Raw genomic sequence first — 24,311 nt, forward strand, 5'->3', positions numbered from 1 at the left:
CGGGCGGCGTTTCTGCGTTCAGAACCGGGGGCGGAAGTCGCGCGGCGCCCAGCCGAAATCGCGGACCGCCTCGCTGCTGTCGAAGGTCAGGTCAGCCTCCATCCGCTCGCCCATCCCGGCGGTGACCCCCGGCATGATCGGCGAGGCCAGGGTCAGGCCGATGCGCCAGGCCCACGGCGGCAGGCTGACGATCAGCGGCCGCCGCCCCAGCCCCTCGAAAACCCGCTGCGCCATCACCCGATAGGTCAGGGTCTCGCCGCCCGTCAGGTCATAGGCGCGGTTCCTGGCCTTGGCCGCCCCGGCCGCGTCCAGCGCGCCCCGCGCCAGGTCGTCGGCGTGGACCGGCTGGCGCAGCCCGCCGCCTTCCCCCGACAGCGGCAGGAAGCCCAGCTTGCGGATCAGGCCGGCCAGGCGGCTGACATTGCGGTCGCGCCCCTCGGCATAGATCAGGGTCGGGCGCAGGATGGTCCAGGCGATCTTGTTGGCCTGGCAGAAGGCGACGACCTGCGCCTCGGCGTCCGCAAGGGCCTGGGCGACCTCGCGCTCCTCGGCGTTGCGGGAGTCGATCTTAGTGAACCGGCTGGTGGACGAGAATGCGACCAGCCGCTTCATCCCCGCCGCCTTCAGGGCCGGCAACGCCTTGGGCAGCAGCCAGATGGGCGACAGGCTGAACACCGTCCTGGTCGGCGGCAGACGTTGCGCCAGGTCGTCCTCGGACAGGTCGCCGCGGATCATGCGAACGTCGTCGACCGGCGCCTCGCGGCTCAGGCCGTAATAGTCGAGCCCCTCCGCCGACAGCCGTTCGATCAGGAAACGCCCGATCAGGCTGGTCGCGCCGAGGACAAGAATTGGGGACGCAAGCGCGCTCATACGGTCCTAATACGCATCCCTGCCGCTGGTGGAAGCGCACTCGCCTACATAGATGCGCGGAACCGATCTTCTGGAGTCCTCCCATGCACGACGTGAAATCCGGCGATGTCGCCATTCCCGCCCTCGGCTTCGGCACTTGGCAGCTCGAAGGCGACGTGGCCCGCCGCATGACCGAGGCCGCGCTCGAGATCGGCTACCGCCACATCGACACCGCCCAGATCTACAAGAACGAGCGCGAGGTCGGCGCCGCCATCGCCGCGTCGAAGGTCGCCCGCAAGGACATCTTCCTGACCACCAAGGTCTGGGTCGACCGCTTCGGCAAGGGCGACCTGCAGGCCTCGGTCGAGGAAAGCCTGGAGCGTCTGGGCGTCGAGCAGATCGATCTGCTGCTGCTCCACTGGCCCAAGGCCGCCCCGGCGCTCGAAGAGACCATGGAGGCCATGAACGACGTCCAGGCCAAGAGCTGGACCCGCGCCATCGGCGTGTCGAACTTCCCCTCGTCGCAATGGCGCAAGGCCGCCGCCCTGGCCGCCACGCCGCTGGCCACGAACCAGGTCGAGTATCACCCCTACCTGTCGCAGAAGACCCTGTTGGCGACGGCCAGGGAGCTGGGTGCCTCGCTCACCGCCTGGTCGCCCCTGGCCCAGGGCAAGATCGCCGACGACGCGGTGATCGGCGAGATCGCCAAGGCCCACGGCAAGACGGCGGGTCAGGTCACCCTGCGCTGGCTGACGCAGCAGGACGGCGTCATCGCCATCCCGCGCACCCAGAAGGAAAGCCGCGCCAAGGAGAACTTCGACATCTCCGACTTCACCCTGACCGCCGAGGAAATGGGCAGGATTCACGCCCTGGCCGCCCCCGACGGCCGCCTGGGCGACTGGCTGGACCCGGCGTTCAAGTGGGACGCTGAATAGAACCCTGCGTGCTTCGAGACGCGCTGTCGCGCTCCTCAGCATGACGAGCTTTGTTGCTACTGAATTCGTCATCCTGAGGAGCGAGCGAAGCTCGCGTCTCGAAGCACGCAAAGCCGGGTGACACATGAAGGCGGCGGGCCTAGCTTCGCCGCCTTTGCTGTTCCTCGGGGGTCACCAGTCCATGCGTCGCCGCACCTTCCTCGCCGCCCTGCCCGCAGCCGCCGTCGCGGGGCCGGCCCTGGCCCAGTCGCAGTTCTTCAGCGGCGCCAACCCCAACCGCAAGCGGCCGGACGTCCATGGCGGCGACCGCATCGACGGCGCCAACTTCGCCTCGCGCTCGGCGGCGTGGGGGGCCAACGGCGCGGCCGGCACGGCCCATCCCCTGGCCACCCAGGCGGCGATCAGCGTCCTGAAGAAGGGCGGCTCGGCCGCCGACGCCGCCATCGCGGCCAATGCGTGCCTGGGCCTCATGGAGCCCATCGCCTGCGGCATCGGCGGCGACTGCTACGTCCTGCTGTGGGACCCGAAGACCAGAAAGGTCATGGGCCTGAACAGCTCCGGCCGCTCGCCCAAGGGCCTGTCGCTGGAGACGGTGCGCAGGCGCGCCAAGGACGGCCTGCTGCCCTCGTGGGGCGCGGTCACGGTCAGCGTCCCCGGCGCGGTCGACGCCTGGCGCGCCATGCACGAGCGCTACGGCAAGCTGAAGTGGGCCGAGCTGTTCGAGGACGCCATCCACTACGCCGAGAACGGCCACGCCATCACCCAGAACGTGGCCTTCTACCTGGCTGGCAGCCACAAGCGCTTCATCAACCCCGCCTCGCAGATCGAGGAGCACGACAACTTCCTCAAGGTCTGGGCCGCCAGCGGCAAGACCCCGGTCGAGGGCGAGATGTTCCGCAATCCGGACCTGGCCCGCACCTATCGCCTGATCGCCCAGGGCGGCGGCCGCGCCTTCTACGAGGGCGAGATCGCCGAGACCATCGAGCGCTACTTCAAGCGCATCGGCGGCTGGATGACCAAGGCCGACCTGGCCAACCACAAGGCCGTCTGGACCACGGCCTACAAGACGGGCTACCGCGGCGTGGACGTCTACGCCCTGGCCGACAACACCCAGGGCCTGGCGACCCTGCAGCTCCTGAACATCATGGAGACCTTCGACATCAAGTCGATGGGCTTCCAGTCGGCCGCCGCGATCCACCACGCGGTCGAGGCCAAACGCCTCGCCTATGAGGACCGCGCTCGCTACTACGCCGATCAGGACTTCTACAAATCCCCGATCGAGTGGCTGATCTCCAAGGATTACGCCGCCGAGCGCGCCAAGCTGATCCGCCCCGACAAGATCCTCACCCCGGTTTATCCGGGCCAGGCGCCGAGCAAGGGCGACACCACCTATTTCACCACCGCCGACAAGGACGGGATGATGGTCTCGATCATCCAGTCCAACTATCGCGGCATGGGCTCGGGCCTGGTCGCCGACGGCCTGGGCTTCATGTTCCAGGACCGGGGCGAGCTGTTCGCCCTGACCGACGGCCACCCCAACATCTACGCCCCGGGCAAGCGCCCATTCCAGACGATCATCCCCGGCTTCGCCATGAAGGACGGCCAGCCCTGGCTGTCGTTCGGCGTCATGGGCGGCGACATGCAGCCCCAGGGCCAGGCCCAGATCATCAGCAACATGGTCGATTTCGGCCTGGGCGTTCAGGAAGCCGGCGACGCGCCGCGCTGGCACCATGGCGGCTCCACCGAACCCACCGGCGAGGCCCAGCAGGGCGTCGGCGAGCTGAACCTGGAGACCGGCGTGCCCGAGGCGACGCAGAAGGCCCTGGCCGCCCTCGGCTGGAACCTGAAGGCGGGACCGGGCGGCTACGGCGGCTATCAGGCCATCGAACGCTGGCCCGGCCGCTACGCCGCCGCCACCGAGATGCGCAAGGACGGGGTGGCGCTCGCCTACTAGGGCGGGCGACGGGCTGAGTCGCCCAACTGAGTCGCGATGCCGCGGCGGCGGGTCCTTTATCCGTTTGCCGCCGCGCGCGATGGCAGCCGATACTGCTCGTTGATTTGCACAGGCGTTTCCTTGGCGGGATAATGCGGAAACTGACCCTGGCGCTGCTGATCGGCGCCTATCTTTGTCTGTCCCTGATCGTCGCCCTTACGATTTGGCGTAATGGCGGCGGCTGGGGCGCCGGCGTGTCCGCGTTCCTGGGCGGGCTGGGCCTGTGCCTGGCCTTCCACGGCCTGATCGGCCGCATGATCGAAGCCGCCCAGCTGGAAGGCGAGGTCGAGGCCCTGCGCGAGGCCCACTCCATCCTGCTGACCCAGGTCGAGCGCATCGACGGCCGCCTGACCGAGGTGGTCGAGACCGTCACCGACGACGCCCTGCGCCGCTCTGAGGAGCTGACCAGCGAAGTCCACATGCTGGAAGACGTGGTCCAGCGCATGAGCGACAAGCTGGAGACCCAGCTGTCCCAGGAAGTCGCCGCCGCCCAGTACGACGCCGCCCGCCCGCGCTCGCAGCAGTCGGTCGCCCTGCTGGACGCCGTCCGCGACGCCCTGGCCGAGAACCGCGTCGACCTCTACCTGCAGCCCATCGTCGGCTTGCCCCAGCGCAAGATGGTCTTCTACGAAAGCTTCTCGCGCCTCCGGGACGAGGGCAATCGCGTGATGATGCCGGCCGAGTATCTGGCCGTCGCCGAGCCCGAGGGCCTGGTCGCCGCCATCGACAACCTGCTGCTGTTCCGCTGCGTGCAGGTGGTCCGTCGCCTGGCCCGCAACGACCGCAAGGTCGGGATCTTCTGCAACATCTCGCTCAACAGCCTGGGCGACGAGGCGTTCTTCTCGCAGTTCCTGGAGTTCATGTCGGCCAACCGTGACCTGTCCGGTTCGCTGATCTTCGAACTGGGCCAGAGCGCCTTCGACCAGCGCGGCCCGGTCGAGGCCCGCCACATGGCCCGCCTGGCGGCGCTCGGCTTCCGCTTCTCGATCGACAAGGTCAGCGACCTGGACCTCGACTTCCAGGACCTGGCCCGCGCCGACGTGAAGTTCGTGAAGGTCGGCGCCCAGATGCTGCTCGACCAGCTGGAGGAGGAAGGCGGCCGCCTGGTGCTCGCCTCCCTGCCCGACCTGCACGCCGCCGACTTCGCCGCCCTCACCCGCCGCTACGGCCTGGAGGTCATCGTCGAGAAAGTGGAGAGCGAGCGCCAGATCGTCGATCTGCTCGACCTCGACATCGGCTACGGCCAGGGCAACCTGTTCGGCGAGCCCCGCGTGGTCCGCGACGCGGTCCTGGCCGAGGCCGAAGCCCCCGCCCAGTTCTTCCGCGAAGCCCTGCGCCGCCGGGTCGGGCGGTAGGCCGAGCCTAACAGATCGATCCGCGAGCGACGCACGGCACGCCGAACGCCGCATTGCATCCCGCCACCGCGTTGGCTTGCGCCTGCGCATGATTCAAACCGAGGCCGCCCGCATACCTGCGATCCGCCGTCGTGGCGAAGGCGGCGCAGGCATTGGTTGCGTTGGCGACGATCCTGCAGTCTGGCCGATTGCAAAAGCCCATCGCCGCAGCGTCGGCGGCGACGAGATTGCCAAGCCCGTTAGCGACGCCCCAATAGTCTGAGATTGGGGAGTAAGCGATTGATTGATGGCGTGAGTGCTGCCCGACCGCCGGCGTTCCCAAGGCCGCCACAGCAACCAGTAAAATCAGCGTACGACGCATTCGGCCCCCCGATGCTGAAAAAGCTCGGAGAAAGACAATCATAGATTGTCACGAAGTCAACAAAGCAACCGAACTAGCAAAGCCTTGATGCGGACGCCATGAAGACCATGGCGTCCGCACACGCTCACTTCGCTGCAGGCCCCTTGTCCAGCGTCGGCCACTTCACGCCGAGCTGCTCCAGATAGGTCTGGTCCTTGGTGTCGTCGTAATAGAACGGCTTCATGGCCTCGCGGTACTGGGCCATGATCCCGGTGTTCAGCTCGACGGGGGGCTTGGCGTCGCCGATCAGCGGGGCGTACTTCTCGTTCTTGGTCTGGACGTTGGTGAAGTAGTCCTTGGCCGCCGTCCGCAGTTCCGGCCGCATCAGCAGGTCCAGGGTCGTCATCGCCACCACCTTGGAGCCGGCCACCACGCCCTTGTGAGCGATCGGCGTGGCCATGGAGATGCCGTTGCGCCAGTTGTGGCCCGGCAGGCCCGGGATGTTCGACGGATAGTTCACCGTGATGGTCGGGGCGATCCACGACACGTCGCCGATATCGTCCGAGCCGCCGCTCTTGGGCTCCTCGACCGGGGGCTCCATCTTCTTCAGCTCGGTGTCGAGGCCGGCGGTCTTGTCGGCGCCGACATTGGCCTGCACCGCCTTGGCGAAGGCCTGGTCATTAGCGTCCCACTTGGGCAAGCCCACCGCCTGGATGTTGGCGTAGGCGGCCTCGGCCATCGGCTTGTTGAAGTGGCGGGGCGCGGCGTAGCCGACCACGCGCTGGGTGACCGTGGTGTCGGTCATCATCGCCGCGCCGTCGGCGATCTTGTCGCCCATGGCCTTCAGGTCGGCGATCTTCTTGAAGTCCTGCTCGCGGAAATAATACCAGACCGTGGCGCGTTCCGGCACGACGTTGGGCTGGTCGCCGCCGTCGGTGATCACGTAGTGCGAGCGCTGCTCGGGACGGATGTGCTCGCGGCGGAACTCCCAGCCGGCGTTCATCAGCGACACCGCGTCCAGGGCCGACTTGCCCTGCCACGGCTTGCCGGCCGAGTGCGCCGTCTCGCCCTTGAAGGTGTACTGGATCGACACCAGGCCGGTGCCCGACGCCTTGCCCCAGGTGGTGGCCAGGTTGTCGCCGACGTGGGTGAAGATCACCGCGTCCACGTTGTTGAACACGCCGTCGCGGACCATGTAGGCCTTGCTGGCGACCAGCTCCTCGGCGACGCCCGGCCACAGCATCAGGGTGCCGGCGATGCCTTCGCGCTCCATCAGCTCCTTCACCGCCAGGGCGGCGACCACGTTCACGGCCTGGCCGGAGTTGTGGCCCTCGCCATGGCCCGGCGCGCCGTCCACCAGCGGCTTGCGATAGGGCAGGCCCGGCGTCTGGGACGACTTCGGAATGCCGTCGATGTCAGAGCCCAGGGCAATGACGGGTCCGCCGGTCTTGTTGGTCCAGGTCGCCGTCCAGCCGGTCGGCAGGCCCGAGGTCCCGCGCTGGATGGTGAAGCCGTTCTTCTCCAGCACGCCGGTGATGTATTTCGAGGTCTCGATCTCCTGGAAGCCCAGCTCCCCAAAGCTGAAGATCGAGTTGTTCATCTGCTGGGCCAGCTTGGCCTTGGCGTCGACCTTGGCTGCCGCCTCCTTCTTCAGGGCCGGCAGGGACGCGGCCCAGGCGGACGCGGCGGTCGTGGTCATCAACAGCGCGGCCAGCGCGCCGGGCAAGGCCCGTTTCATCATCACTCGTGATCCATGCTCTACGGGCGCGAAGCCCCCCAGAAGGCTAGACGTCTATGCGCGCCTTTCCCCCATCGGCATGGGGCATGGCGAAGCCAAGCCTGGCAAGGGTTCACTGTGCGTCCGGGCCATTATCTCCGCCTCCCTCGCCCTTGTGGCGAGGGCCCCTGCATCGGCTGCCTCGGAGCTTGGAATTTGGGCGCTTAGCAAGCGGACACAGGGGCCCTAGGCACAAGGCCTAGGGAGGCGAGATTGAGAGAACACACCGCAAGGTTCGGAATGCCCGGCTCCTCCGAACCAGCCATACCCAGCCCATGATCGCTCCCGACACCCTCGACTGGTCCCGCATCACCGCCGAACTGGACGCCCGCGGCTGGGCGCTCACCGGCCGGGTTCTCGACGACGCCGACTGCGCCGCCCTGGCTGGGCTCTATCCGCAGGACGCCGGGTTCCGCAGCCGCGTGGTCATGGCCCGCCACGGCTTCGGGCGCGGGGAGTACAAGTATTTCAGCTACCCGCTGCCGGGCGCGGTCCAGACGCTTCGGGCCGGGCTCTATCCCCACCTGTCGGCCAACGCCAACCGTTGGTGCGAGCGGCTGGACATCGACAACCGCTTCCCGCCGAGCCTGGACGAGATGCTCGGCCGCTGCCACGCCGCCGGCCAGGCGCGGCCAACCCCGCTGCTGCTCACCTACGGCCCCGGCGACTACAACTGCCTGCATCAGGACCTATACGGCGAGCATGTCTTCCCCCTCCAGGCCGCCTTCCTGCTGGACGAGCCGGGCGTGGATTTCGAGGGCGGCGAGTTCGTCCTGGTCGAGCAACGCCCCCGCCAGCAGTCCGCGCCCCAGGTCGTGCCCCTGTTCAAGGGCGAGGGCGTGATCTTCGCCGTGCGCGAGCGGCCGGCCGAGGGGACGCGCGGCGTCCACCGCCGCATCCTGCGCCACGGGGTCAGCGAAATCCGCGCCGGCCGCCGGCGGACGATGGGCGTCATCTTCCACGATGCGAGTTGACCGCGACGCCTGATCCCCGCTACCGCCGGGGCATGCGCGCAGCTTCTCTCCTCCCCGCCGGCCTGTCCGAACTCAAGGACCGCTACGACGTCCTGCTCTGCGATGTGTGGGGCGTGATCCACAATGGCCGCGAAAGCTTCCCCGAGGCCTGCGCCGCTCTCGCCCGCTGGAACGCCGAGGTCGGCCCCGTGGTGCTGATCTCCAACTCCCCGCGCCCGGCCAGCGACGTGGTCGCCCAGCTAGAGGCGCTGAACGTGCCCCAGGCCGCCTGGGCCGGCTTCGTCACCTCCGGCGACGCCACCCGCGCCCTGCTGTCCCAGCACGCGCCAGGTCCTGTCTGGACCGTCGGCCCCGTGCGCGACGCCCCGCTCTATGACGGCCTGAACCTGGCCTTCGCCGACGCCGAGGACGCGGCCTTCATCTCGCTCACCGGCCTTTATGACGACGAGAACGAGACGCCCGAGGACTACCGCGAGCGGCTTCAGATCGCCGCCGAGCGCAAGCTGCCCCTGATCTGCGCCAACCCCGACCGGGTGGTTCAGCGCGGCGACAAGCTGATCTACTGCGCCGGCGCCCTGGCCGATCTGTACGAGAGCCTCGGCGGCCAGGTGCTGATGGCCGGCAAGCCCTTCGGCCCGATCTACGACCTGGCCCTCGCCGAGGCCGAACGCCTGCTGAAGCGCCCCGTCGACCGCAGCCGCGTCCTGTGCATCGGCGATGGCGTGATCACCGACGTCCTGGGCGCCGAGAGCCAGAACCTGGACTGCCTGTTCATCGCCAAGGGCATCCACGGCCTGAAGGCCATGGGCCCCGACGGCCGCCTGCACGCCCCCGCCGTGGAGGCCCTGCTGAACGCCGAGGGGACCACCGCCACGCACGCCATGGGCGACCTCGTCTGGTGACATCGCCCCCGCACGGGGTAAAACGGCGCCGCAAGACAACGACGCCAAAACGGCGAGGAGAGTGCGGGTGAAGAGCTACTTCCTGGAAGACCTGAGCGTCGGCATGTCCGCCGAGACCACCAACCTCGTCACCGAGGCGGTCATCCAGAAGTTCGCCGACGTCAGCGGCGACACCAATCCCGTCCACCTGGACGCCGACTTCGCGGCCACGACCGCGTTCGGCGAGCGCATCGCCCACGGCATGCTGTCGGGCGCCTACATCTCCGCCGCCATCGGCACGAACCTGCCGGGGCCGGGCGCGATCTACATCTCGCAGTCCCTGTCCTTCAAACGCCCGGTGAAGATCGGCGTCGAGGTGGTCACCCGCGTGGAGATCACCGCCATCGACGAGGCCAAGGGCCGCGTCACCTTCGCCACCGTCTGCAAGGTCGGCGGCAAGGCCGTGGTCGAAGGCGAGGCCGTGGTCATGGTCCCCCGCCGGAGCGCCTGATTGACCCTGCGCATCATCCATAGCTGGAAAGACCTGGGGCCCGAGGATCGCGGCGCGTCCGTCGCGCTCGGCAACTTCGACGGCGTCCACCAGGGCCACCAGCACGTCATCACCGCCGCCGCCGAGGCCGCCAAGCGTCTGGACGCCCCCCTGGGGGTCATCACCTTCGACCCGCATCCGCGCCGCCTGTTCCGGCCCAACGAGCCGGCCTTCAAGCTGATGACCCACGACCAGCAGGCCCGCGCGCTCGAGGCCATGGGCGTGCGTCGCCTGTACCTGCTGCCCTTCGACTTCGAGATGGCCAGCCTGTCCGACCGCGAGTTCGCCCAGAAGGTGCTCAAGGGCGGCCTGGGCGTGCGCCATGTGGCCGTGGGCTTCGACATCTCCTTCGGCCGCGGCCGCAGCGGCGACGCCGGCCTTATGCGCCAGTACGGCGAGGAGATGGGCTTCTCGGTCTCGGTCGAGGAGGCCGTGGGCGAGGAGAGCGGCAAGTTCTCATCCACCGGCGTGCGCGAGGCGCTGCGCGCCGGCCATCCGGAAGAGGCCGCCCGCATCCTGGGCCAGCCCTTCGCCATCGAGGGGATCGTGCGCCGGGGCCGTCAGCTTGGCCGCCAGCTGGGCTTCCCCACCGCCAATGTGGCGCTGGAGGACTATGTGGTCCCCAAGCTCGGCGTGTACGCCACCCGCACCCGCCTGCCCGACGGCCGCGTGGTCCCGGGGGTCGCAAACCTGGGCAACAACCCCACCACCGGCGAGGTCGAGACCCGGCTGGAGACCTGGCTGTTCGACTTCGACGAGGACCTCTACGGCCAGACCCTGGAGACCCAGCTGATCGCCTTCCTCCGCCCGGAGGAGAAGTTCAGCTCCATCGAGGTCATGGTCGAACAGATCCGCGAGGACGAGCGTCAGGCGCGCGGGATCCTGGGGGCCTAAATCAATCTCCTCCCCTGCGCAGCGGGGGAGGGGGACCATGCGCAGCATGGTGGAGGGGGCGACAGCTTCCTCTGAGCCCAGTCACGCCCCCTCCACCGCTATCGCGGTCCCCCTCCCCCGTACGCTTCGCTACAGGGGAGGAGAGGATTTTCAGAGATCCCCGAACCAGTCGCTTTCCCCACCGCCGATCGGCATCCCCGGCGGCGTCGCCGGGGTGCGGCGTTTCTGGGCCAGCAGCGGGGCCAGGGTCTCGCGGTCGGACAGCAGGCCGGCCAGCCAGCGGCCGTGGGCGCTTTCGGCCTCGCCGCCCTTCACCGCCGACAGGCGCTTGGTCAGGTCCCCCAGCTGCGCGGCGATGATCGAGGCGGCGGTGGGCGACACGTTCGGGTCGTTCTGGGCGATGGCCAGGGCGAACACCGTCCGCGCCTGCAGGCGGCGGCGCACCTCGGCCAGGCGGCCGGCCGGGACCGGGCCGTCGAAGGCGGCCGCCAGGATGCGGCGGGTCATCTCGTCCACGCCCAGATTGCCCGGATCGCGGCGATGCTGGTCAGCCACGCGGTTGATGCGGGTCGGATCGAGCAGGTTGCTCAGGGTCATGCCCGCCGCCACGTCGGCGGCGACCAGCGGATCGAACACCGGCCCGCCCATGGTGCGGAGCACTTCGATCTCATGCTGGCGATCACGGTCGCCCGAATTGCCCGACGACAGGTAGGGCTGCACGTTCTCCGGCACGTCCAGCGCCGCCGGCGCCAGGGTCAGCATCAGGGCGTCCAGGGCCGCGCGCTGATGCGCCGCCGGGACCACCGTCGCCGCCTCGCGCCCATCGCCCTTCACCGAGTAGGCGAAGTCCACCCCGCCCACCAGCTTCACGGCCGCTTCGGCCTGATAGCGATGCAGCAGATAGACCGGCACGAACTTGCGGCGCAGCTCGTTGGCGCCCTCGCCGGCGTGCAGGGCCTTCAGGCCATAGCTGTCCACGGCCGCCTTGCGGACGCCCATCATGCGGACCAGTTCGGCCGCCGGGTCGGAGCCGTCATCCCACAGGCTGCCCCACGGCTGGCCCGCCGAGCCGGAGCGCGCGTCCGCGTCCGTGGTGTAGCGCAGGCCGCCCTGGGCCGCCGCCTTGGCGTGGGCCCGCTGCGGATCACCGTACATCCAATCGACGATGAACTCGTCCCAGGCGCCGACCCCCACCCCATAGGCGTCGGACAGATCGACCTGGCCGTCGACCAGGTTCAGGCGCGGGGCCGGGTAATCCATGACCGAGAACCGGCCCTGGGTGCTGGCTGAGAAGTTGTGCGCGAAGCCCAGGGAGTGGCCGACCTCGTGGGCCGACAGCTGGCGCATGCGGGCCAGGGCCGCGACCACCGGATCGTTCGGCGTGCCGTTCCCAACCTTGTCCGCCCCCACCAGGGCCTCGAAGATCATCATGTCCTGGCGCACCCGCAGGGAGCCCAGCAGCACCGAGCCCTTGATGATCTCGCCCGTGCGCGGGTCGGTCACCGCCTGGCCGTAGGACCAGCCGCGCGTCGCCCGGTTGGTCCAGTTGACCACGTTGTAGCGGACGTCCAGCGGATCGGCGCCTTCCGGCAGGATCTCGACCTTGTAGGCGTCGATATAGCCGGCCTCCTCGAACGCCTTGGCCCACCAGGCCGCGCCTTCCTTCAGGGCGGTGCGGATCGGCTCGGGCGCGGCGCGGTCGATATAGAAGACGATGGGCTTCTTCACCCGCGACTTGGGCGCTGACGGGTCCAGCTTCTCCAGGCGGAAGCGCGACACCAGCTGGCGCACGATCGGGTCGCCCAGCGGGGCGGCGTAGTCGTTGACGATATTGCCGAAGCCGCCGCTGCGCTGGTCCCACCAGCGCCGCTCGAAGCCCGGCTCCGGCGGGCGGATCAGCGAGTGGCGCACGGCCAGGGTGATCAGCTTGGCGTCCGGCGCGATGTTGCGCACCTCCGCCCCCGGGGTGTCGGAGCCGAAGGTCAGGCGCGCCTCCAGCTCCACATTGTCAGGGAACACCTTGGTGGCGTTCGCCTCGACCAGGGACAGGTCGGCCACCTGCTTGAAGCCGCCTTCGCCGCCCTGCTTCAGGGAGTTGGCGATGCCCATCACGTCGCGGGTCAGGAAGCTGGAGACATCGACCACCAGGCGGCCGTCGGCCTCCTCCCGCTCGATCTTGCCGGCCCAGACCGTGGAATAGGCGAAGCTGTCGCGGGCGGCGGCCTGTTCGTCAGGCCCGGCCCCCTCGGCGCGGAACTTGGGGTTCTCGTACTCGGCCACCACCTTGGCGCCCACGCGGCGGAACACCAGCAGGCGCCCCTCGCCCAGGGCGGCCTTGTCCAGGCCGATGGGCGCCGAGCCCAGGCCGGTCTTCAGGGCGGCGATGTAGATATAGCGGCCGGCCACCCCGTCCTTGTCCGGCTTGGCCAGGGACAGCAGCACCTTGCCCTGCTGGGCGTCGACCAGGACAGGCAGCAGCCCCTCCTTGCGCTCGACGCTGGACGCCGCGGCGGACTTGGCCCCCTGCGCCAGAGCGATCTGCGGCGACGCCGCCAAAAGAGCCGTCGCGGCCGCGGCCGCCAGCAGGAAACGCTTGCCCATGGAACTCCCCCGAACTTTTGAACGCAAAGGGATAGGCACAGTTTCGGCGACCGTCGAGACATAGCAGCGGTCATTGCGATGAACGCCGCCTCTTGCCCGATCCGCGGGCGTCGCCAATAACCGCGCATGGTTGCGTTCCGGCCCCTTCTTAACCGTCTGCCCAGGCTCCGCCCGGAAAGCGACGACTTCCTGCACCTGGACGCCCTGCGCTTCCTGGCCTCGGCGGGCATCGTCTTCTTCCATCTGATGGGCGAGCTGCGCCTGCCGGACTTCGGCGAAGCGATGATCAAGCGCGCCGGCCCGCTGAACCTGCTGGTCGACCTGTTCTTCGTCATCTCAGGCATGATGATCGCCCACGCCTATGCCGGCCGGCTGAAGTCGCCGGAGGACTACGGCCGCTTCATGCAGAAGCGTTTCGCCCGCCTGGCGCCGCTGCACTGGCTGACCCTTCTGGCCTTCCTGCCGCTGATGAGCTGGCTGATGCCCGGCCGCTTCGCCCGCATTGACGTGGGCTGCCTGGCGCCCACGGCCCTGTTCCTGCACGCCATCCCCAACTGCGGCGGCCTGCGGTTCAACTTCCCCAGCTGGTCCATCGGGGCAGAGATGATGATGTACGTCGCCCTGCCGGCGTTCCTCATTCTCTATCGCCGGGCCTGGACCCTGTTCCTGGCCGCCGCCGTGGTGCTGGTTTTCCTCTACGGCGTCGGCCGCGCCGGGCCGATCAACCGCCCCTGGTGGGAGTGGACCTTCGACTGGGGCGTCATGCGCGCCCTGCCGGCCTTCATGATCGGGCTTGGCCTCTACGCCATCCGCGACAAGCTGCGCCTGCTGCCCGCGCCCAAGCTGCTGCTGGCGGCGACCACCGTCGCCTATCTGGCGGGAATGTACTTCCGCGTGCCCAAGTCGATCCTGGTGCTGATCGTCTATGCGATCGCCGCCTCGGCCCTGGCCGCCGATCTCAGCGGCAAGGTCGACGCCCTGACGCGCAAGCTCGCACCGCTGGGGCAGCTGACCTACTCGCTCTACATGTGGCACGCCTTCGCCCTGCTGTTCTTCGTACAGCAGCTGCCCCGCCGCACCGGCATCGGCCATGATGTCTGGATCGTCCTGTCCGTGCCGATCCTGCTGGTCGTCTCCTACGTCTCGCTGGTCGCTTTCGAGCGTCCAATGCGCTCATGGATCGCCGGCCTGCCGATCTTTCCCCGCAAGAGGCGTGACGATGCCGCCTCTTCTCTGGTATCAGCCGGCGATGACCTTTCTTCGGCTCATTCCGCGAATTACGCGCCCGGCGTGACGCCGCCTGTCGAGGCCGCGCGCGCGCCGGGATCGCCGATCACCGCCCCCTCCGCTCCCCGTAGCGGCGAAGCCGTCTGACGACGGCGCCCGATTTTTCGAGACGACATGACCATGGCCGACGACGCCAACCAGACCCCGGGCCGCGACTATCGCGAGACCGTCTTCCTGCCCGAGACCCCGTTCCCCATGCGCGGGGGCCTTCCTCAGAAGGAACCGCAGATCCTCGCCGACTGGGGCGATCTGTACTCCGCCATGCGCAAGGCGCGGCAGGACGCCAAGTCCCCGCTGTTCGTGCTGCATGACGGCCCGCCCTATGCGAACGGCCCGATCCACATCGGCCACTCGCTGAACAAGATCCTCAAGGACTTCGTCGTCCGCTCGCGCTTTGCCCTGGGCTTCGACGTCGATTACGTGCCGGGCTGGGACTGCCACGGCCTGCCGATCGAGTGGAAGATCGAGGAAGAGTTCCGCGCCAAGGGCCGCCGCAAGGACGAGATCCCCGCCGCCGAATTCCGCTCGCGCTGCCGCGAATACGCCGCCGAATGGATCGACGCCCAGCGCGACGAGTTCAAGCGCCTCGGCGTCCTGGGCGACTGGGAAGGACGATACGCCACGATGGACTTCACCACCGAGGCGAAGATCACCAGCGAGTTCCACAAGTTCCTGATGAGCGGCCAGCTCTACCGCGGCTCCAAGCCGGTGATGTGGAGCCCGGTCGAGCGCACCGCCCTGGCCGACGCCGAGGTCGAGTACCACGACCACGTCTCGCCCATGGTCTGGGTGAAATTCCCGGTGGTCGAAGGTTCCGACGTGGCCCGCAGCGCCAAGCTGGTGATCTGGACCACCACGCCCTGGACCATCCCGGCCAACCGCGCCGTCAGCTACAACCCCGACATCGCCTATGCGGCGTTCGAGGTGGAGACGCTGGAGACCGGCCTCGACTTCGAGCCCTGGGCCAAGCCGGGCGACCGCCTGATCGTCGCCGAGAAGCTGGCCGAGGACGTGTTCAAGGCCGCCAAGATCGCCTCGTGGAAGAAGGTCGAGGCCATCGACTGCGAAGGCATGGTCCTGGCCCACCCGCTGGCCGACCTGGACAGCCACTATGGCTTCGCCGTGCCGCTGCTGGCCGGCGACCACGTCACCGACGACGCCGGTACGGGCTTCGTCCACACCGCCCCCGGCCACGGCCAGGAAGACTATCAGGTCTGGCTGGCCCACGGGCACCGCGAGATCCCCGAGACCGTCGATCCGGACGGCGCCTACTATCCGTCCGTCGCCCTGTTCTCCGGCCTGAAGGTGCTGGAGACCGAAGGCAAGAAGGCCGGCAAGTTCGGCCCCGCCAACGGCGCGGTCATTGAAAAGCTGATCGAGGCGGGCAACCTGCTGGCCCGCGGCCGGCTGGAGCACTCCTATCCGCACAGCTGGCGCTCCAAGGCGCCGGTGATCTATCGCAACACCCCCCAATGGTTCATCCGCATGGACCACGAGGGCGAGGACGGAACCCTGCGCGACAAGGCCCTGGCGGCCATCGACGCCACCACCTTCCACCCCGCCCAGGGCCGCAACCGCATCCGCGGCATGGTCGAGACGCGCCCGGACTGGCTGATCAGCCGCCAGCGCAACTGGGGCACGCCGCTCGCCATGTTCGTCGACAAGGAGACGGGCGAACCGCTGCACGACCCCGAGGTCAACCAGCGAATCATCGACGCGATGAAGGCCGAGGGCGCCGACGCCTGGTTCACCCGCCCGGTGACCGACTTCCTCGGCGCGCACGATCCGGCTCGCTACGAGAAGATCGAGGACATCCTCGACGTCTGGTTCGACAGCGGCTGCACCCACGCCTTCACCATCGAGGGCCGCGCCGACTCCAAGTGGCCCGCCGACCTCTATCTGGAAGGCTCGGACCAGCATCGCGGCTGGTTCCAGTCGTCCCTGCTGGAGGGCTGCGGCACCCGCGGCCGCGCGCCGTATGACGCTGTCCTGACCCACGGCTTCACGCTCGACGAGAACGGCGAGAAGATGTCGAAGTCCAAGGGCAACACGGTCGCCCCGCAGGCGGTCATCAAGGAAAGCGGCGCCGAGATCCTGCGCCTGTGGGTCGCCTCGGTGGACTACGCCGACGACCAGCGCATCGGAAAGCAGATCCTGCAGGGCGTCGCCGACGCCTATCGCAAGCTGCGCAACACCGTCCGCTACCTGCTGGGCGCCCTGGCCGGCTTCGACGACGCCGAGCGCCTGCCGCTGGCCGAAATGCCGCCGCTGGAAAGCTACATCCTGCACCGCCTGCACGAGCTGGACGGCCAGGTGCGCGCCGCCTACGCCGAGTACCGGTTCAGCGACGTCCTGCGCCCGATCGCCGAGTTCTGCGCCCAGGACCTGTCGGCCTTCTACTTCGACATCCGCAAGGACGCGCTCTACTGCGACGCGCCCGACAGCGTCCGCCGCCGCGCCTGCCGCACGGTGATGGACCTGGTGTTCGAGCGCCTGACCATCTGGCTGGCCCCACTGACGCCGTTCACGATGGAAGAAGCCTGGACCACCCGCTTCCCCGACGCCGGCTCCAACTGCCTGCGCGTCATCCCGGCCACCCCGGCCGAGTGGAAGAACGACGCCGAGGCCGCCCGCTGGGCCAAGGTCGAGCTGGTCACCCGCGCCGTCACCGGCGCCCTGGAGATCGAGCGCCGTGAAAAGCGCATCGGTTCGGCCCTGGAAGCCGCGCCGGTCGTCCACGTCGCCGACCCCGAGCTGCTGGCCGCCTTCGAAGGCCTGGACGCCGCGGAGATCTTCCGCACCAGCCAGGCGACCCTGGTCGCGGGCGAAGGTCCGGCTGACGCCTTCCGCTCGGAAGACGTGAAGGCCGTGGCGGTCGAACCGATCCTGGCGCAGGGCGCCAAGTGCGCCCGCTCCTGGCGCGTCCTGCCGGAAGTCGGCACGGACTCGCGCTACCCCGACCTTTCGCTGCGGGACGCTGACGCGGTCGCCGCCTGGGACGCCAAGAAGGGCGATGCTTCGCATGGCTAAGCTGCACATCACCCGCATGGGCTGGACCGCCTACGCCATCGCGGCGGGGGTCATCGTCGCCGACCAGGCGGTGAAGCACTGGATCCTCAACATCTTCGACCTGCCCCTGCGTGGGTCGGTGCCGGTGGCGGGTCCCTTCCACCTCACCATGGTGTGGAATCAGGGCGTCAGCTTCGGCCTGCTGCAGGCCGGGCACGACCTGGCCCGCTGGGCCCTGGCCGGCTTCTCCCTGGCGGTGGCCTTCTTCCTGGCCGGCTGGGCGCGCAAGACCGAGCGTCCGCTGCTGGCCACGGCGCTCGGCCTGGTCATCGGCGGGGCCCTGGGCAACCTGATAGACCGCGTGCGCTTCGCCGCGGTCGCCGACTTCCTGGACTTCTCGCGGCTCTATTTCCCGTGGGTGTTCAACATCGCCGACGCCGGCATCACCGTGGGGGTGATCCTGCTGCTGGCCGACAGTCTCTTCGGCGATTCCGCACGCAAATAGTGCGTGCTTCGAGACGCGCTTCGCGCTCCTCAGCATGACGGGCTTGGATTGCTTCTGAATCCGTCATGCTGAGGAGGCCGACAGGCCGTCTCGAAGGACGCAAAAACCTCTTCGCAAAATTGTCCGAAACATTTCAACGCTGCAATCGTATCTGGTATACGATCGTCTAACAAAGCTGCGACGATCAAGGTGAGGCGAAGCCGTTTACGCCTCCCCTCCAAATGCGGTATCTGCGACGTCCGTATGTAGGCCGGGGGCGGCCTCTGGAGCATGGATTTCATGAGTTTGAACCGCGTCGTCGCCACCTTCGCCATCCTGGGAGCCGCTACCCTCGGCGCCGGCCTGGCCGGCTGCCAGAGCGCCTCCAAGGCCCTGGGCATGTCGAAGGTCACCCCCGATGAGTTCCGCGTCGTCACCAAGGCGCCGCTGGTCCTTCCGCCCGACTTCTCCCTGCGTCCGCCCGCACCGGGCCAACCGCGCGCCGCCGAACTGGCGCCGGACAGCGCCGCCCGCGCCCAGCTTCAGGGCCAGGCCGCCGCGGCTGACCGCTCGCAGGGCGAGAACATCCTCGTGGCCCGCGCCGGCGGCGGCACGGCCGACCCGCTGATCCGCTTCGTCGTCGACGACGAGAACGGCGAGATCGCTCACAAGGACAAGGGCTTCGCCGACCGCGTCATGTTCTGGCGCAAGGACAAGCCGGCCGGGGGCGACGCCGCCACCGCCGGCCAGTCCGCGCCGGTCGTCGACGCAGAAGCTGAAGAGCAACGCCTGAAAGCCCTCACGGGCGGCAAGGCGGTGGTGATCTCCCGCGGCAAGGGCGGGATCAAGCTGCCGGGCCTGTAAGTCGGAGCCCTGGGCGGCCCCGCGGCCGCCCAGTCCCTGACGGCGCGTTGCTGACAACTCTCTGAACGACCGGCGGGACAACCGTCGGCGGTCGCATCAACGCCAGAAGGGACTGAAACTGACTATGCGCCGAACCACGCTTACCGCCCTCGCCACCATCCTGATGCTCGGGGCGGCCTCGACCGCCGTCGCCCAGGACAAGCCGGAAGCCAAGGCTGAAAAGCCTGCCGCCGCTTCCGAAGGCTGGGTGAAGGCCTCCGCCGAAGAGCGGACCGCCTCGATCTTCAACACCATCAACGTCGGCGGCAAGGCCCTGCGCTACAAGGCCACGGCCGGCACGCTGACCGTGCGCAACGACGACGGCAAGCCGACCGGCAGCCTGTTCTACGTGGCCTATACCGCTGGCGATAAGCCGGATCCCAAGCGCCCCGTCACCTTCCTGTTCAACGGCGGCCCGGGCTCGTCCTCGCTGTGGCTGCACATGGGCTCGTTCGGCCCGCAGTGGATCAAGCCGGGCGATCCGGAAGTGATGAAGCCGGGCCCGTTCTCGCTCGAGGCCAACCCCTACAACCTGATGGGTGAAAGCGACCTGGTGTTCATCGACATGATGAACGCCGGCTATTCGCGTCCCCTGGGCGACACCCCGGCCAAGGCCTTCTACGGCGTCGATCAGGACGTGGACGCCTTCTCGCGCGCCATCCAGCGCTATGTGACGATCAACGGCCGCTGGTCCTCCCCGAAGTTCATCTTCGGCGAAAGCTACGGCACGCTGCGCGCCGGCGCCCTGGCCAACAAGCTGCAGGAAAGCGGCATGGCCCTGAACGGCGTCATCCTGCTGTCCTCGATCATGAACTACGGCGTGCGTCAGCCGGGCTACGATCAGAACCACCTGACCTTGTTCCCGACCTACGCGGCGACGGCCTGGTATCACAACCGCGTCCAGAACCGCCCGGCCGACCTGGCGACCTTCGTCCAGCAGGCCCGCGAGTTCACCAGCGGCCGCTACGCCGCCGCCCTGGCCAAGGGCGACACCATCTCCGCCGAGGAGAAGACCGCCGTCGCCAACGAGATGTCGAAGTTCATCGGCATCTCGCCGCAGTTCATCCTGAACAGCAACCTGCGCGTCGATCTGGGCCGCTTCCGCAAGGAGCTGCTGCGTGACCAACGCCTGACGGTCGGCCGCCTCGACAGCCGCTATCGCGGCGTGGACGTGGACGCCGGCGGCGCCGCTCCCGAGGGCGACATCGCCAACGACGCCATCACCGGCGCCTACGGCGGCATGGTGCGCGACTACGTCAACAACACCATCGGCTACAAGACCGACCTCGACTACCGCCTGTCGGCGCGTGACGCGGGCGGCTTCGACTGGGACTGGAAGCACCGCGCTCCGGGTCAGGGCTTCGGCCCCCAGACCACCCCGAACACCGCCGTCGATCTGTCGCTGGCCATGCGCAGCAACCCGCACCTGAAGGTGCTGGCGCTGAACGGCTATTACGACATGGCCACGCCGTTCTACGGCCTGGAGTACGACGTCTCGCACATGATGCTGGAGCCGGCTCAGCGTAAGAACGTCGAGCTGACCTACTACCCGTCGGGTCACATGATCTATCTGAACCCAGAAGCCATGAAGACCATGCATGACGACGTCGTGCGCTGGTACCGCCAGACGGCCCGCTAAGAGCCCAGGACCGTCTGTGACTGACGCCCGGCTGGCCCTCCAGCCGGGCGTTTTTCGTTGAAGAAGCGGCGCGCCGGAATCGACCTATATTCTGTCGGCCATGCCCATCCGCCGCCTCCCGCCCGAGACCGTCAACCGCATCGCCGCCGGCGAGGTGGTCGAACGCCCGGCCAGCGCCATCAAGGAGCTGGTCGAGAACGCCCTGGACGCCGGCTCCACCCGCGTGGAGATCGAGGCCCACGGCGGCGGCCTGACCCGCATCCTGGTGGCCGACGACGGCTGCGGCCTGTCGCCTGACGAACTGCTGCTGGCGGTGGAGCGTCACGCCACCTCCAAGCTGTCGCCGCAGGAAGACGGCACCTGGGACCTGCTGCGCATCGCCACCCTGGGCTTCCGGGGCGAGGCCCTGCCTTCCATCGGCTCGGTCGCCCGCCTGTCGATCTCGTCGCGGGCCAAGGGAGCGTCCGACGCCCACAGCCTGCTGGTCGAGGGCGGCGCCATGGGCGCCGTCTCCCCCGCCGCCTTCCCTGGCCCGCACGGCGCCCGGGTGGAAGTCCGCGACCTGTTCTACGCCACCCCCGCCCGACTGAAGTTCATGAAGTCCGAGCGGGCCGAGGCCATGGCGATCGCCGAGGAGATCAAGCGCCAGGCCATGGCGCACGAGGCGGTCGGCTTCACCCTCGACCTGGACGGAAAGCGCGTCCTGCGTCTGTCGGCCGAGCATCCGGGGCCGGACGGCCGCTTGGCCCGCCTCGCCGCCGTCCTGGGCCGCGACTTCCAGGACAACGCCATCCTGATCGACCAGGAACGCGAGGGCGTGCGCCTGACGGGCTTCGCCGGCCTGCCCACCTATTCGCGCGGCAACGCCGCCCACCAGTACCTGTTCGTCAACGGCCGCCCGGTGCGTGACCGCCTGCTGCAAGGGGCTTTGCGGGCAGCCTATGCCGACTACCTGGCCCGCGATCGCCACCCGACGGCGGCGCTCTATCTGGAGCTCGACCCGACCCAGGTCGACGTCAACGTCCACCCGGCCAAGGCCGAGGTGCGCTTCCGTGACCCGGCGCTCGTCCGGGGCCTACTGATCGGCGCCCTACGTCACAGCCTGGCCGCCGCCGGCCACCGCGCCTCGACCACCGTGGCCGCCGCCGCGCTCGGCGGCTTCCGCCCGCAGAGCGGCCCGCCGTCCTATGCGCCCTCGCCCGCCGGCTTCTCAGCCTGGGGCGCGGGCGGCTGGACGCCGTCGCCGCAGCCGACCGCTCAGATCCTGCCCGGCCTGACCCAGGTCTCGGCCCGCGTGGAGACCAGCTTCGGCGAGGTGCTGAAGCAAGCGGTCGCCTATGCCGACCAGCCGGCCCCGCCCTCGCAGCCAGGCCATGTCGATCTGATCGACCACCCCCTCGGCGCCGCCCGCGCCCAGCTGCACGAGACCTATGTGGTCGCCCAGACCCGCGACGGCATCGTCATCGTCGATCAGCACGCCGCCCACGAGCGCCTGGTCTATGAGCGCATGAAGGTCGAGATGGCCGGCGGCGGCGTCACCCGCCAGGCCCTGCTCCTGCCCGAGGTGGTGGAGCTCGACCCCGCCGAAGCCGAACGCGTGGTCGCCAAGGCCGACGAGCTGGCCGAGATGGGCCTGATCGTCGAGGGCTTCGGCCCCGGCGCCGTGCTGGTCCGCGAGACCCCCGCCCTGCTGGGCGAGACCGACGCCGGCGCCCTGATCCGCGACATCGCCGACGACCTGTCCGAGAACGGCCAGGCCCTGGCCCTGAAGGAGCGCATGGCCGAGGTCTGCGGCACCATGGCCTGCCACGGCTCCATCCGCGCCGGCCGCCGCCTCACCGGCGAGGAGATGAACGCCCTCCTGCGCCAGATGGAAGCCACCCCCCACTCGGGCCAGTGCAACCACGGCCGCCCGACCTATGTCGAACTGAAGCTGGCGGATATCGAGCGGCTGTTCGGGCGGCGGTGAGCTGAATCTAATCCTCCCCCTCCGGGGGAGGTGGCCCAGAGGGCCGGAGGGGTTCTTCGGGCTCCACAATCCCCCTCCACCGCTTCGCGGTCCCCCTCCTCCGGTGGGGGAGGATCTTTGCGCCTCTACAGCCGCGCCTCCGCGTACCCCGCCATCGCCGCGCCCATGTACTCCGTCAGGCCCGGCGCCAGCGCCTCGTAGCGGGCGGTGAAGTCGGGGTGCTCGGCGTACATCCGGCCCAGGCTGATGAGCGCCTCTCGGGTCGGCGGCTGGGGCCAGGTGCGAGCAACCATGGCGTGGTGTCGCTCCATCAACGCCAGGACCGCCGCGCTGTCCGCCGGCAGACCACTCCGCAGCGCGTCGACCATGGCGGTCTCGATGCTGGCGATCTCGGCCTGCAGGCTGGCGTAGTCGTCCTTGCCCCACCGGCTCATCTTCACCCGCGCGCCGTCGATCAGCGCGCCCGCCGCTTCGTAACGGTCCGTAAGCCAGGCCTCATGCTCGGCCTGCTTCTCGGGCGCGAAGCCCATATACAGCTGCTTGTCGTCCATATCCGTCTCTCCTTCGATGGAGGCGATGGTCTCGTCCAGCGTGCGAAGGAGACGGCCGTACCGCTCGGCCTTGGCGGCCAGGGCGGCGCGCTGGGCCTTCAGGGTCGCAGCACGGTCGAGCTCGGCGGCGTCGAGCAGACGGCCTATGGCCTCCAGCGGCATCTCCAGCTCCCGGTGCAGCAGAATCTGCTGCAGGCGCAGCAACTCCTCCCGCCCGTACCAGCGATAACCATTCTCTCCCACGCGCGCGGGCTTGAGCAGGCCGATCTGGTCATAGTGGTGCAGCGTGCGGACCGAGACGCCCGACATCCTCGCCACCTGCTTGACCGTGTGCTCGCCCATGACCTTCTCGCCGTGTTGACGGATGAGGTCATCAGCCCTCACGCCGCGTGAGGGTCAAGCGCCGGCAACCGCCTTCCGACGACCTGCGTTCTTCGGCGAAGCGAAGGAGGCGACCATGGAAATGCGCCGCGGCCGATTGATCGACCATGTCCAGCTTCGAACCAGTGACCTCGCCGCCTCCAAGCGGTTCTACGGCGCCCTGATGGAGGTGCTGGGCGTCGAGATCGTCGAGGACGACCGCTACTTCTTCTTCGACGAGGTCTGGGTCGACGAGGGCAAGCCCGAGGAGATCACCCACGTCCACCTGGCCTTCCAGGCCGCCGACCGCGAGACGGTGGACCGCTTTCACGCGGCCGGCCTGAAGGGCGGCGGCAAGGACAACGGCGCCCCGGGCGAGCGGGAGTATCACCCAGGCTACTACGCCGCCTTCCTGCTCGACCCGGACGGCAACAACATCGAGGCCGTCTATCACGGCCCGCACGAGCGCTCGGCCGACGCCATCGTGCTGACCTGGGACGACTGATCTGCTAAGCTGCCTTCTCCAAACGAGGATGCCTATGTCTTCCGCCCAAGAGGCCCGGGCTTAGGGATCGTCCGCCGAAAGGCCTGACGGTCCCGCGAGCCCCCTGACCGCCCCGCCGCTGACGTCTCAGCGGCGCGAACCGTCATGCCTCTTCGGAAGACCTCAATTGAACATCTCCAAGCCGCAGCAAAGAACGCTGCACGCGCTCGCCCAGGGCGGGCGCATCCAACTCGTGCGCGACGACCGTGGCGCGATCATCGACGCCGAATGCCTCAGCCATGAAGGCTGGCGCCTGGGCGACTGCAACCTCGCGGTGTTCAAGACCCTGAAGAAGCGGGGCCTGATCTCCAGCCAGGACGGCCGGCCCTACCGCATCACGCGGGAGGGCCTGCACCGGCTGAGATCGCAGCTCGACAACCGCGTCTCGGCCAAGCGCTGGTGACGCAAGGCCCGCC

Annotated in this window: 20 protein-coding genes; 15 read left to right on the forward strand and 5 right to left on the reverse strand. The window is 68.8% G+C overall.

Annotated features, from left to right (window positions below; translation table 11 throughout):
* Positions 1-18: 18 nt before the first annotated feature.
* Complete coding sequence (locus tag ABOZ73_RS05645) at positions 19-870, reverse strand: NAD-dependent epimerase/dehydratase family protein (protein ID WP_369061416.1); 852 nt, start codon at positions 868-870, stop codon at positions 19-21.
* Positions 871-953: 83 nt separating this feature from the next.
* Here ABOZ73_RS05645 and ABOZ73_RS05650 point away from each other — a divergent pair, with 83 nt between their 5' ends.
* The 3 genes from ABOZ73_RS05650 to ABOZ73_RS05660 all read left to right on the forward strand — a co-directional run bounded on the left by ABOZ73_RS05650 (position 954) and on the right by ABOZ73_RS05660 (position 5,132).
* Complete coding sequence (locus ABOZ73_RS05650; protein ID WP_369061418.1) at positions 954-1,784, forward strand: aldo/keto reductase; 831 nt, start codon at positions 954-956, stop codon at positions 1,782-1,784.
* A 181-nt stretch (positions 1,785-1,965) separates the two neighbouring features.
* Positions 1,966-3,738: a gamma-glutamyltransferase gene (gene ggt, locus ABOZ73_RS05655; protein WP_369061420.1), complete on the forward strand. Its 1,773-nt coding sequence runs from the start codon at positions 1,966-1,968 to the stop codon at positions 3,736-3,738.
* Between the two features lie 131 nt (positions 3,739-3,869).
* The gene (locus ABOZ73_RS05660) at positions 3,870-5,132 is read left to right on the forward strand and encodes an EAL domain-containing protein (RefSeq protein ID WP_277784424.1); all 1,263 of its coding nucleotides are present in this window, start codon (positions 3,870-3,872) and stop codon (positions 5,130-5,132) included.
* A gap of 7 nt (positions 5,133-5,139) precedes the next feature.
* On the opposite strand, the gene ABOZ73_RS05665 is transcribed toward ABOZ73_RS05660, so the two are convergent.
* Positions 5,140-5,493 (reverse strand): DUF4189 domain-containing protein, encoded by a 354-nt coding sequence (locus ABOZ73_RS05665; RefSeq protein ID WP_369061422.1) that lies wholly within the window; start codon positions 5,491-5,493, stop codon positions 5,140-5,142.
* Between the two features lie 124 nt (positions 5,494-5,617).
* Positions 5,618-7,213 carry an amidohydrolase gene (locus tag ABOZ73_RS05670; protein WP_369061424.1) on the reverse strand — a complete coding sequence of 532 codons (1,596 nt, stop codon included), beginning with the start codon at positions 7,211-7,213 and terminating at the stop codon, positions 5,618-5,620.
* Between the two features lie 311 nt (positions 7,214-7,524).
* On the opposite strand from ABOZ73_RS05670, the gene ABOZ73_RS05675 reads away from it, so the two are divergent.
* From ABOZ73_RS05675 to ABOZ73_RS05690, 4 genes are all read left to right on the forward strand, one after another.
* Entirely contained in the window at positions 7,525-8,223 is a 699-nt protein-coding gene (locus ABOZ73_RS05675; RefSeq protein ID WP_369061426.1) for a 2OG-Fe(II) oxygenase, read from the forward strand.
* Positions 8,224-8,255: 32 nt separating this feature from the next.
* The gene (locus tag ABOZ73_RS05680; RefSeq protein WP_369062492.1) at positions 8,256-9,125 is read left to right on the forward strand and encodes a TIGR01459 family HAD-type hydrolase; all 870 of its coding nucleotides are present in this window, start codon (positions 8,256-8,258) and stop codon (positions 9,123-9,125) included.
* A 67-nt stretch (positions 9,126-9,192) separates the two neighbouring features.
* Positions 9,193-9,615 carry a MaoC family dehydratase gene (locus ABOZ73_RS05685; protein WP_369061428.1) on the forward strand — a complete coding sequence of 141 codons (423 nt, stop codon included), beginning with the start codon at positions 9,193-9,195 and terminating at the stop codon, positions 9,613-9,615.
* Positions 9,616-10,548, forward strand: a complete 933-nt coding sequence (locus ABOZ73_RS05690) for a bifunctional riboflavin kinase/FAD synthetase (RefSeq protein ID WP_369061429.1) — start codon at positions 9,616-9,618, stop codon at positions 10,546-10,548. It begins immediately after the preceding gene.
* A 150-nt stretch (positions 10,549-10,698) separates the two neighbouring features.
* Here ABOZ73_RS05690 and ABOZ73_RS05695 read toward each other — a convergent pair whose 3' ends face one another.
* Positions 10,699-13,149, reverse strand: coding sequence for a zinc-dependent metalloprotease (locus tag ABOZ73_RS05695; protein WP_369061430.1), 2,451 nt, complete (start codon positions 13,147-13,149; stop codon positions 10,699-10,701).
* 126 nt (positions 13,150-13,275) lie between these two features.
* Between ABOZ73_RS05695 and ABOZ73_RS05700 the strand changes: the two genes are divergently transcribed.
* The 6 genes from ABOZ73_RS05700 (at position 13,276) to mutL (ending at position 22,440) form a co-directional block, all read left to right on the forward strand.
* A complete protein-coding gene (locus tag ABOZ73_RS05700) occupies positions 13,276-14,523 on the forward strand; it encodes an acyltransferase family protein (RefSeq protein WP_369061431.1) in 1,248 nt (415 codons plus the stop codon).
* Between the two features lie 33 nt (positions 14,524-14,556).
* The gene (gene ileS, locus ABOZ73_RS05705; RefSeq protein ID WP_369062493.1) at positions 14,557-17,466 is read left to right on the forward strand and encodes an isoleucine--tRNA ligase; all 2,910 of its coding nucleotides are present in this window, start codon (positions 14,557-14,559) and stop codon (positions 17,464-17,466) included.
* Positions 17,459-17,950, forward strand: coding sequence for a signal peptidase II (gene lspA / locus ABOZ73_RS05710; RefSeq protein WP_369061433.1), 492 nt, complete (start codon positions 17,459-17,461; stop codon positions 17,948-17,950). The genes ileS and lspA overlap by 8 nt, the downstream gene beginning before the upstream one ends.
* 279 nt (positions 17,951-18,229) lie before the next feature.
* Positions 18,230-18,793 (forward strand): DUF3035 domain-containing protein, encoded by a 564-nt coding sequence (locus ABOZ73_RS05715; protein WP_369061435.1) that lies wholly within the window; start codon positions 18,230-18,232, stop codon positions 18,791-18,793.
* A gap of 124 nt (positions 18,794-18,917) precedes the next feature.
* Complete coding sequence (locus ABOZ73_RS05720; protein ID WP_369061436.1) at positions 18,918-20,471, forward strand: S10 family peptidase; 1,554 nt, start codon at positions 18,918-18,920, stop codon at positions 20,469-20,471.
* Between the two features lie 100 nt (positions 20,472-20,571).
* Positions 20,572-22,440 carry a DNA mismatch repair endonuclease MutL gene (gene mutL, locus ABOZ73_RS05725; RefSeq protein ID WP_369061438.1) on the forward strand — a complete coding sequence of 623 codons (1,869 nt, stop codon included), beginning with the start codon at positions 20,572-20,574 and terminating at the stop codon, positions 22,438-22,440.
* 125 nt (positions 22,441-22,565) lie between these two features.
* On the opposite strand, the gene ABOZ73_RS05730 is transcribed toward mutL, so the two are convergent.
* Positions 22,566-23,333, reverse strand: coding sequence for a MerR family transcriptional regulator (locus tag ABOZ73_RS05730; protein ID WP_369061440.1), 768 nt, complete (start codon positions 23,331-23,333; stop codon positions 22,566-22,568).
* Between the two features lie 115 nt (positions 23,334-23,448).
* Between ABOZ73_RS05730 and ABOZ73_RS05735 the strand changes: the two genes are divergently transcribed.
* Positions 23,449-23,856, forward strand: coding sequence for a VOC family protein (locus ABOZ73_RS05735; RefSeq protein WP_369061442.1), 408 nt, complete (start codon positions 23,449-23,451; stop codon positions 23,854-23,856).
* 166 nt (positions 23,857-24,022) lie between these two features.
* Entirely contained in the window at positions 24,023-24,298 is a 276-nt protein-coding gene (locus tag ABOZ73_RS05740) for a YjhX family toxin (RefSeq protein ID WP_369061444.1), read from the forward strand.
* The last annotated feature ends 13 nt before the right edge of the window (positions 24,299-24,311 follow it).

This window comes from Caulobacter sp. 73W (assembly GCF_041021955.1).
Taxonomy (GTDB): domain Bacteria; phylum Pseudomonadota; class Alphaproteobacteria; order Caulobacterales; family Caulobacteraceae; genus Caulobacter.

Bases quoted from the DNA above. Each gene is read 5' to 3' on its own strand.
- ABOZ73_RS05645 (WP_369061416.1), bottom strand. From the start codon at position 870: ATGAGCGCGCTTGCGTCCCCAATTCTTGTCCTCGGCGCGACCAGCCTG.
- ABOZ73_RS05650 (WP_369061418.1), top strand. From the start codon at position 954: ATGCACGACGTGAAATCCGGCGATGTCGCCATTCCCGCCCTCGGCTTC.
- ggt (WP_369061420.1), top strand. From the start codon at position 1,966: ATGCGTCGCCGCACCTTCCTCGCCGCCCTGCCCGCAGCCGCCGTCGCG.
- ABOZ73_RS05660 (WP_277784424.1), top strand. From the start codon at position 3,870: ATGCGGAAACTGACCCTGGCGCTGCTGATCGGCGCCTATCTTTGTCTG.
- ABOZ73_RS05665 (WP_369061422.1), bottom strand. From the start codon at position 5,493: ATGCGTCGTACGCTGATTTTACTGGTTGCTGTGGCGGCCTTGGGAACG.
- ABOZ73_RS05670 (WP_369061424.1), bottom strand. From the start codon at position 7,213: ATGATGAAACGGGCCTTGCCCGGCGCGCTGGCCGCGCTGTTGATGACC.
- ABOZ73_RS05675 (WP_369061426.1), top strand. From the start codon at position 7,525: ATGATCGCTCCCGACACCCTCGACTGGTCCCGCATCACCGCCGAACTG.
- ABOZ73_RS05680 (WP_369062492.1), top strand. From the start codon at position 8,256: ATGCGCGCAGCTTCTCTCCTCCCCGCCGGCCTGTCCGAACTCAAGGAC.
- ABOZ73_RS05695 (WP_369061430.1), bottom strand. From the start codon at position 13,149: ATGGGCAAGCGTTTCCTGCTGGCGGCCGCGGCCGCGACGGCTCTTTTG.
- ABOZ73_RS05700 (WP_369061431.1), top strand. From the start codon at position 13,276: ATGGTTGCGTTCCGGCCCCTTCTTAACCGTCTGCCCAGGCTCCGCCCG.
- ileS (WP_369062493.1), top strand. From the start codon at position 14,557: ATGGCCGACGACGCCAACCAGACCCCGGGCCGCGACTATCGCGAGACC.
- lspA (WP_369061433.1), top strand. From the start codon at position 17,459: ATGGCTAAGCTGCACATCACCCGCATGGGCTGGACCGCCTACGCCATC.
- ABOZ73_RS05715 (WP_369061435.1), top strand. From the start codon at position 18,230: ATGAGTTTGAACCGCGTCGTCGCCACCTTCGCCATCCTGGGAGCCGCT.
- ABOZ73_RS05720 (WP_369061436.1), top strand. From the start codon at position 18,918: ATGCGCCGAACCACGCTTACCGCCCTCGCCACCATCCTGATGCTCGGG.
- mutL (WP_369061438.1), top strand. From the start codon at position 20,572: ATGCCCATCCGCCGCCTCCCGCCCGAGACCGTCAACCGCATCGCCGCC.
- ABOZ73_RS05730 (WP_369061440.1), bottom strand. From the start codon at position 23,333: ATGGGCGAGCACACGGTCAAGCAGGTGGCGAGGATGTCGGGCGTCTCG.
- ABOZ73_RS05735 (WP_369061442.1), top strand. From the start codon at position 23,449: ATGGAAATGCGCCGCGGCCGATTGATCGACCATGTCCAGCTTCGAACC.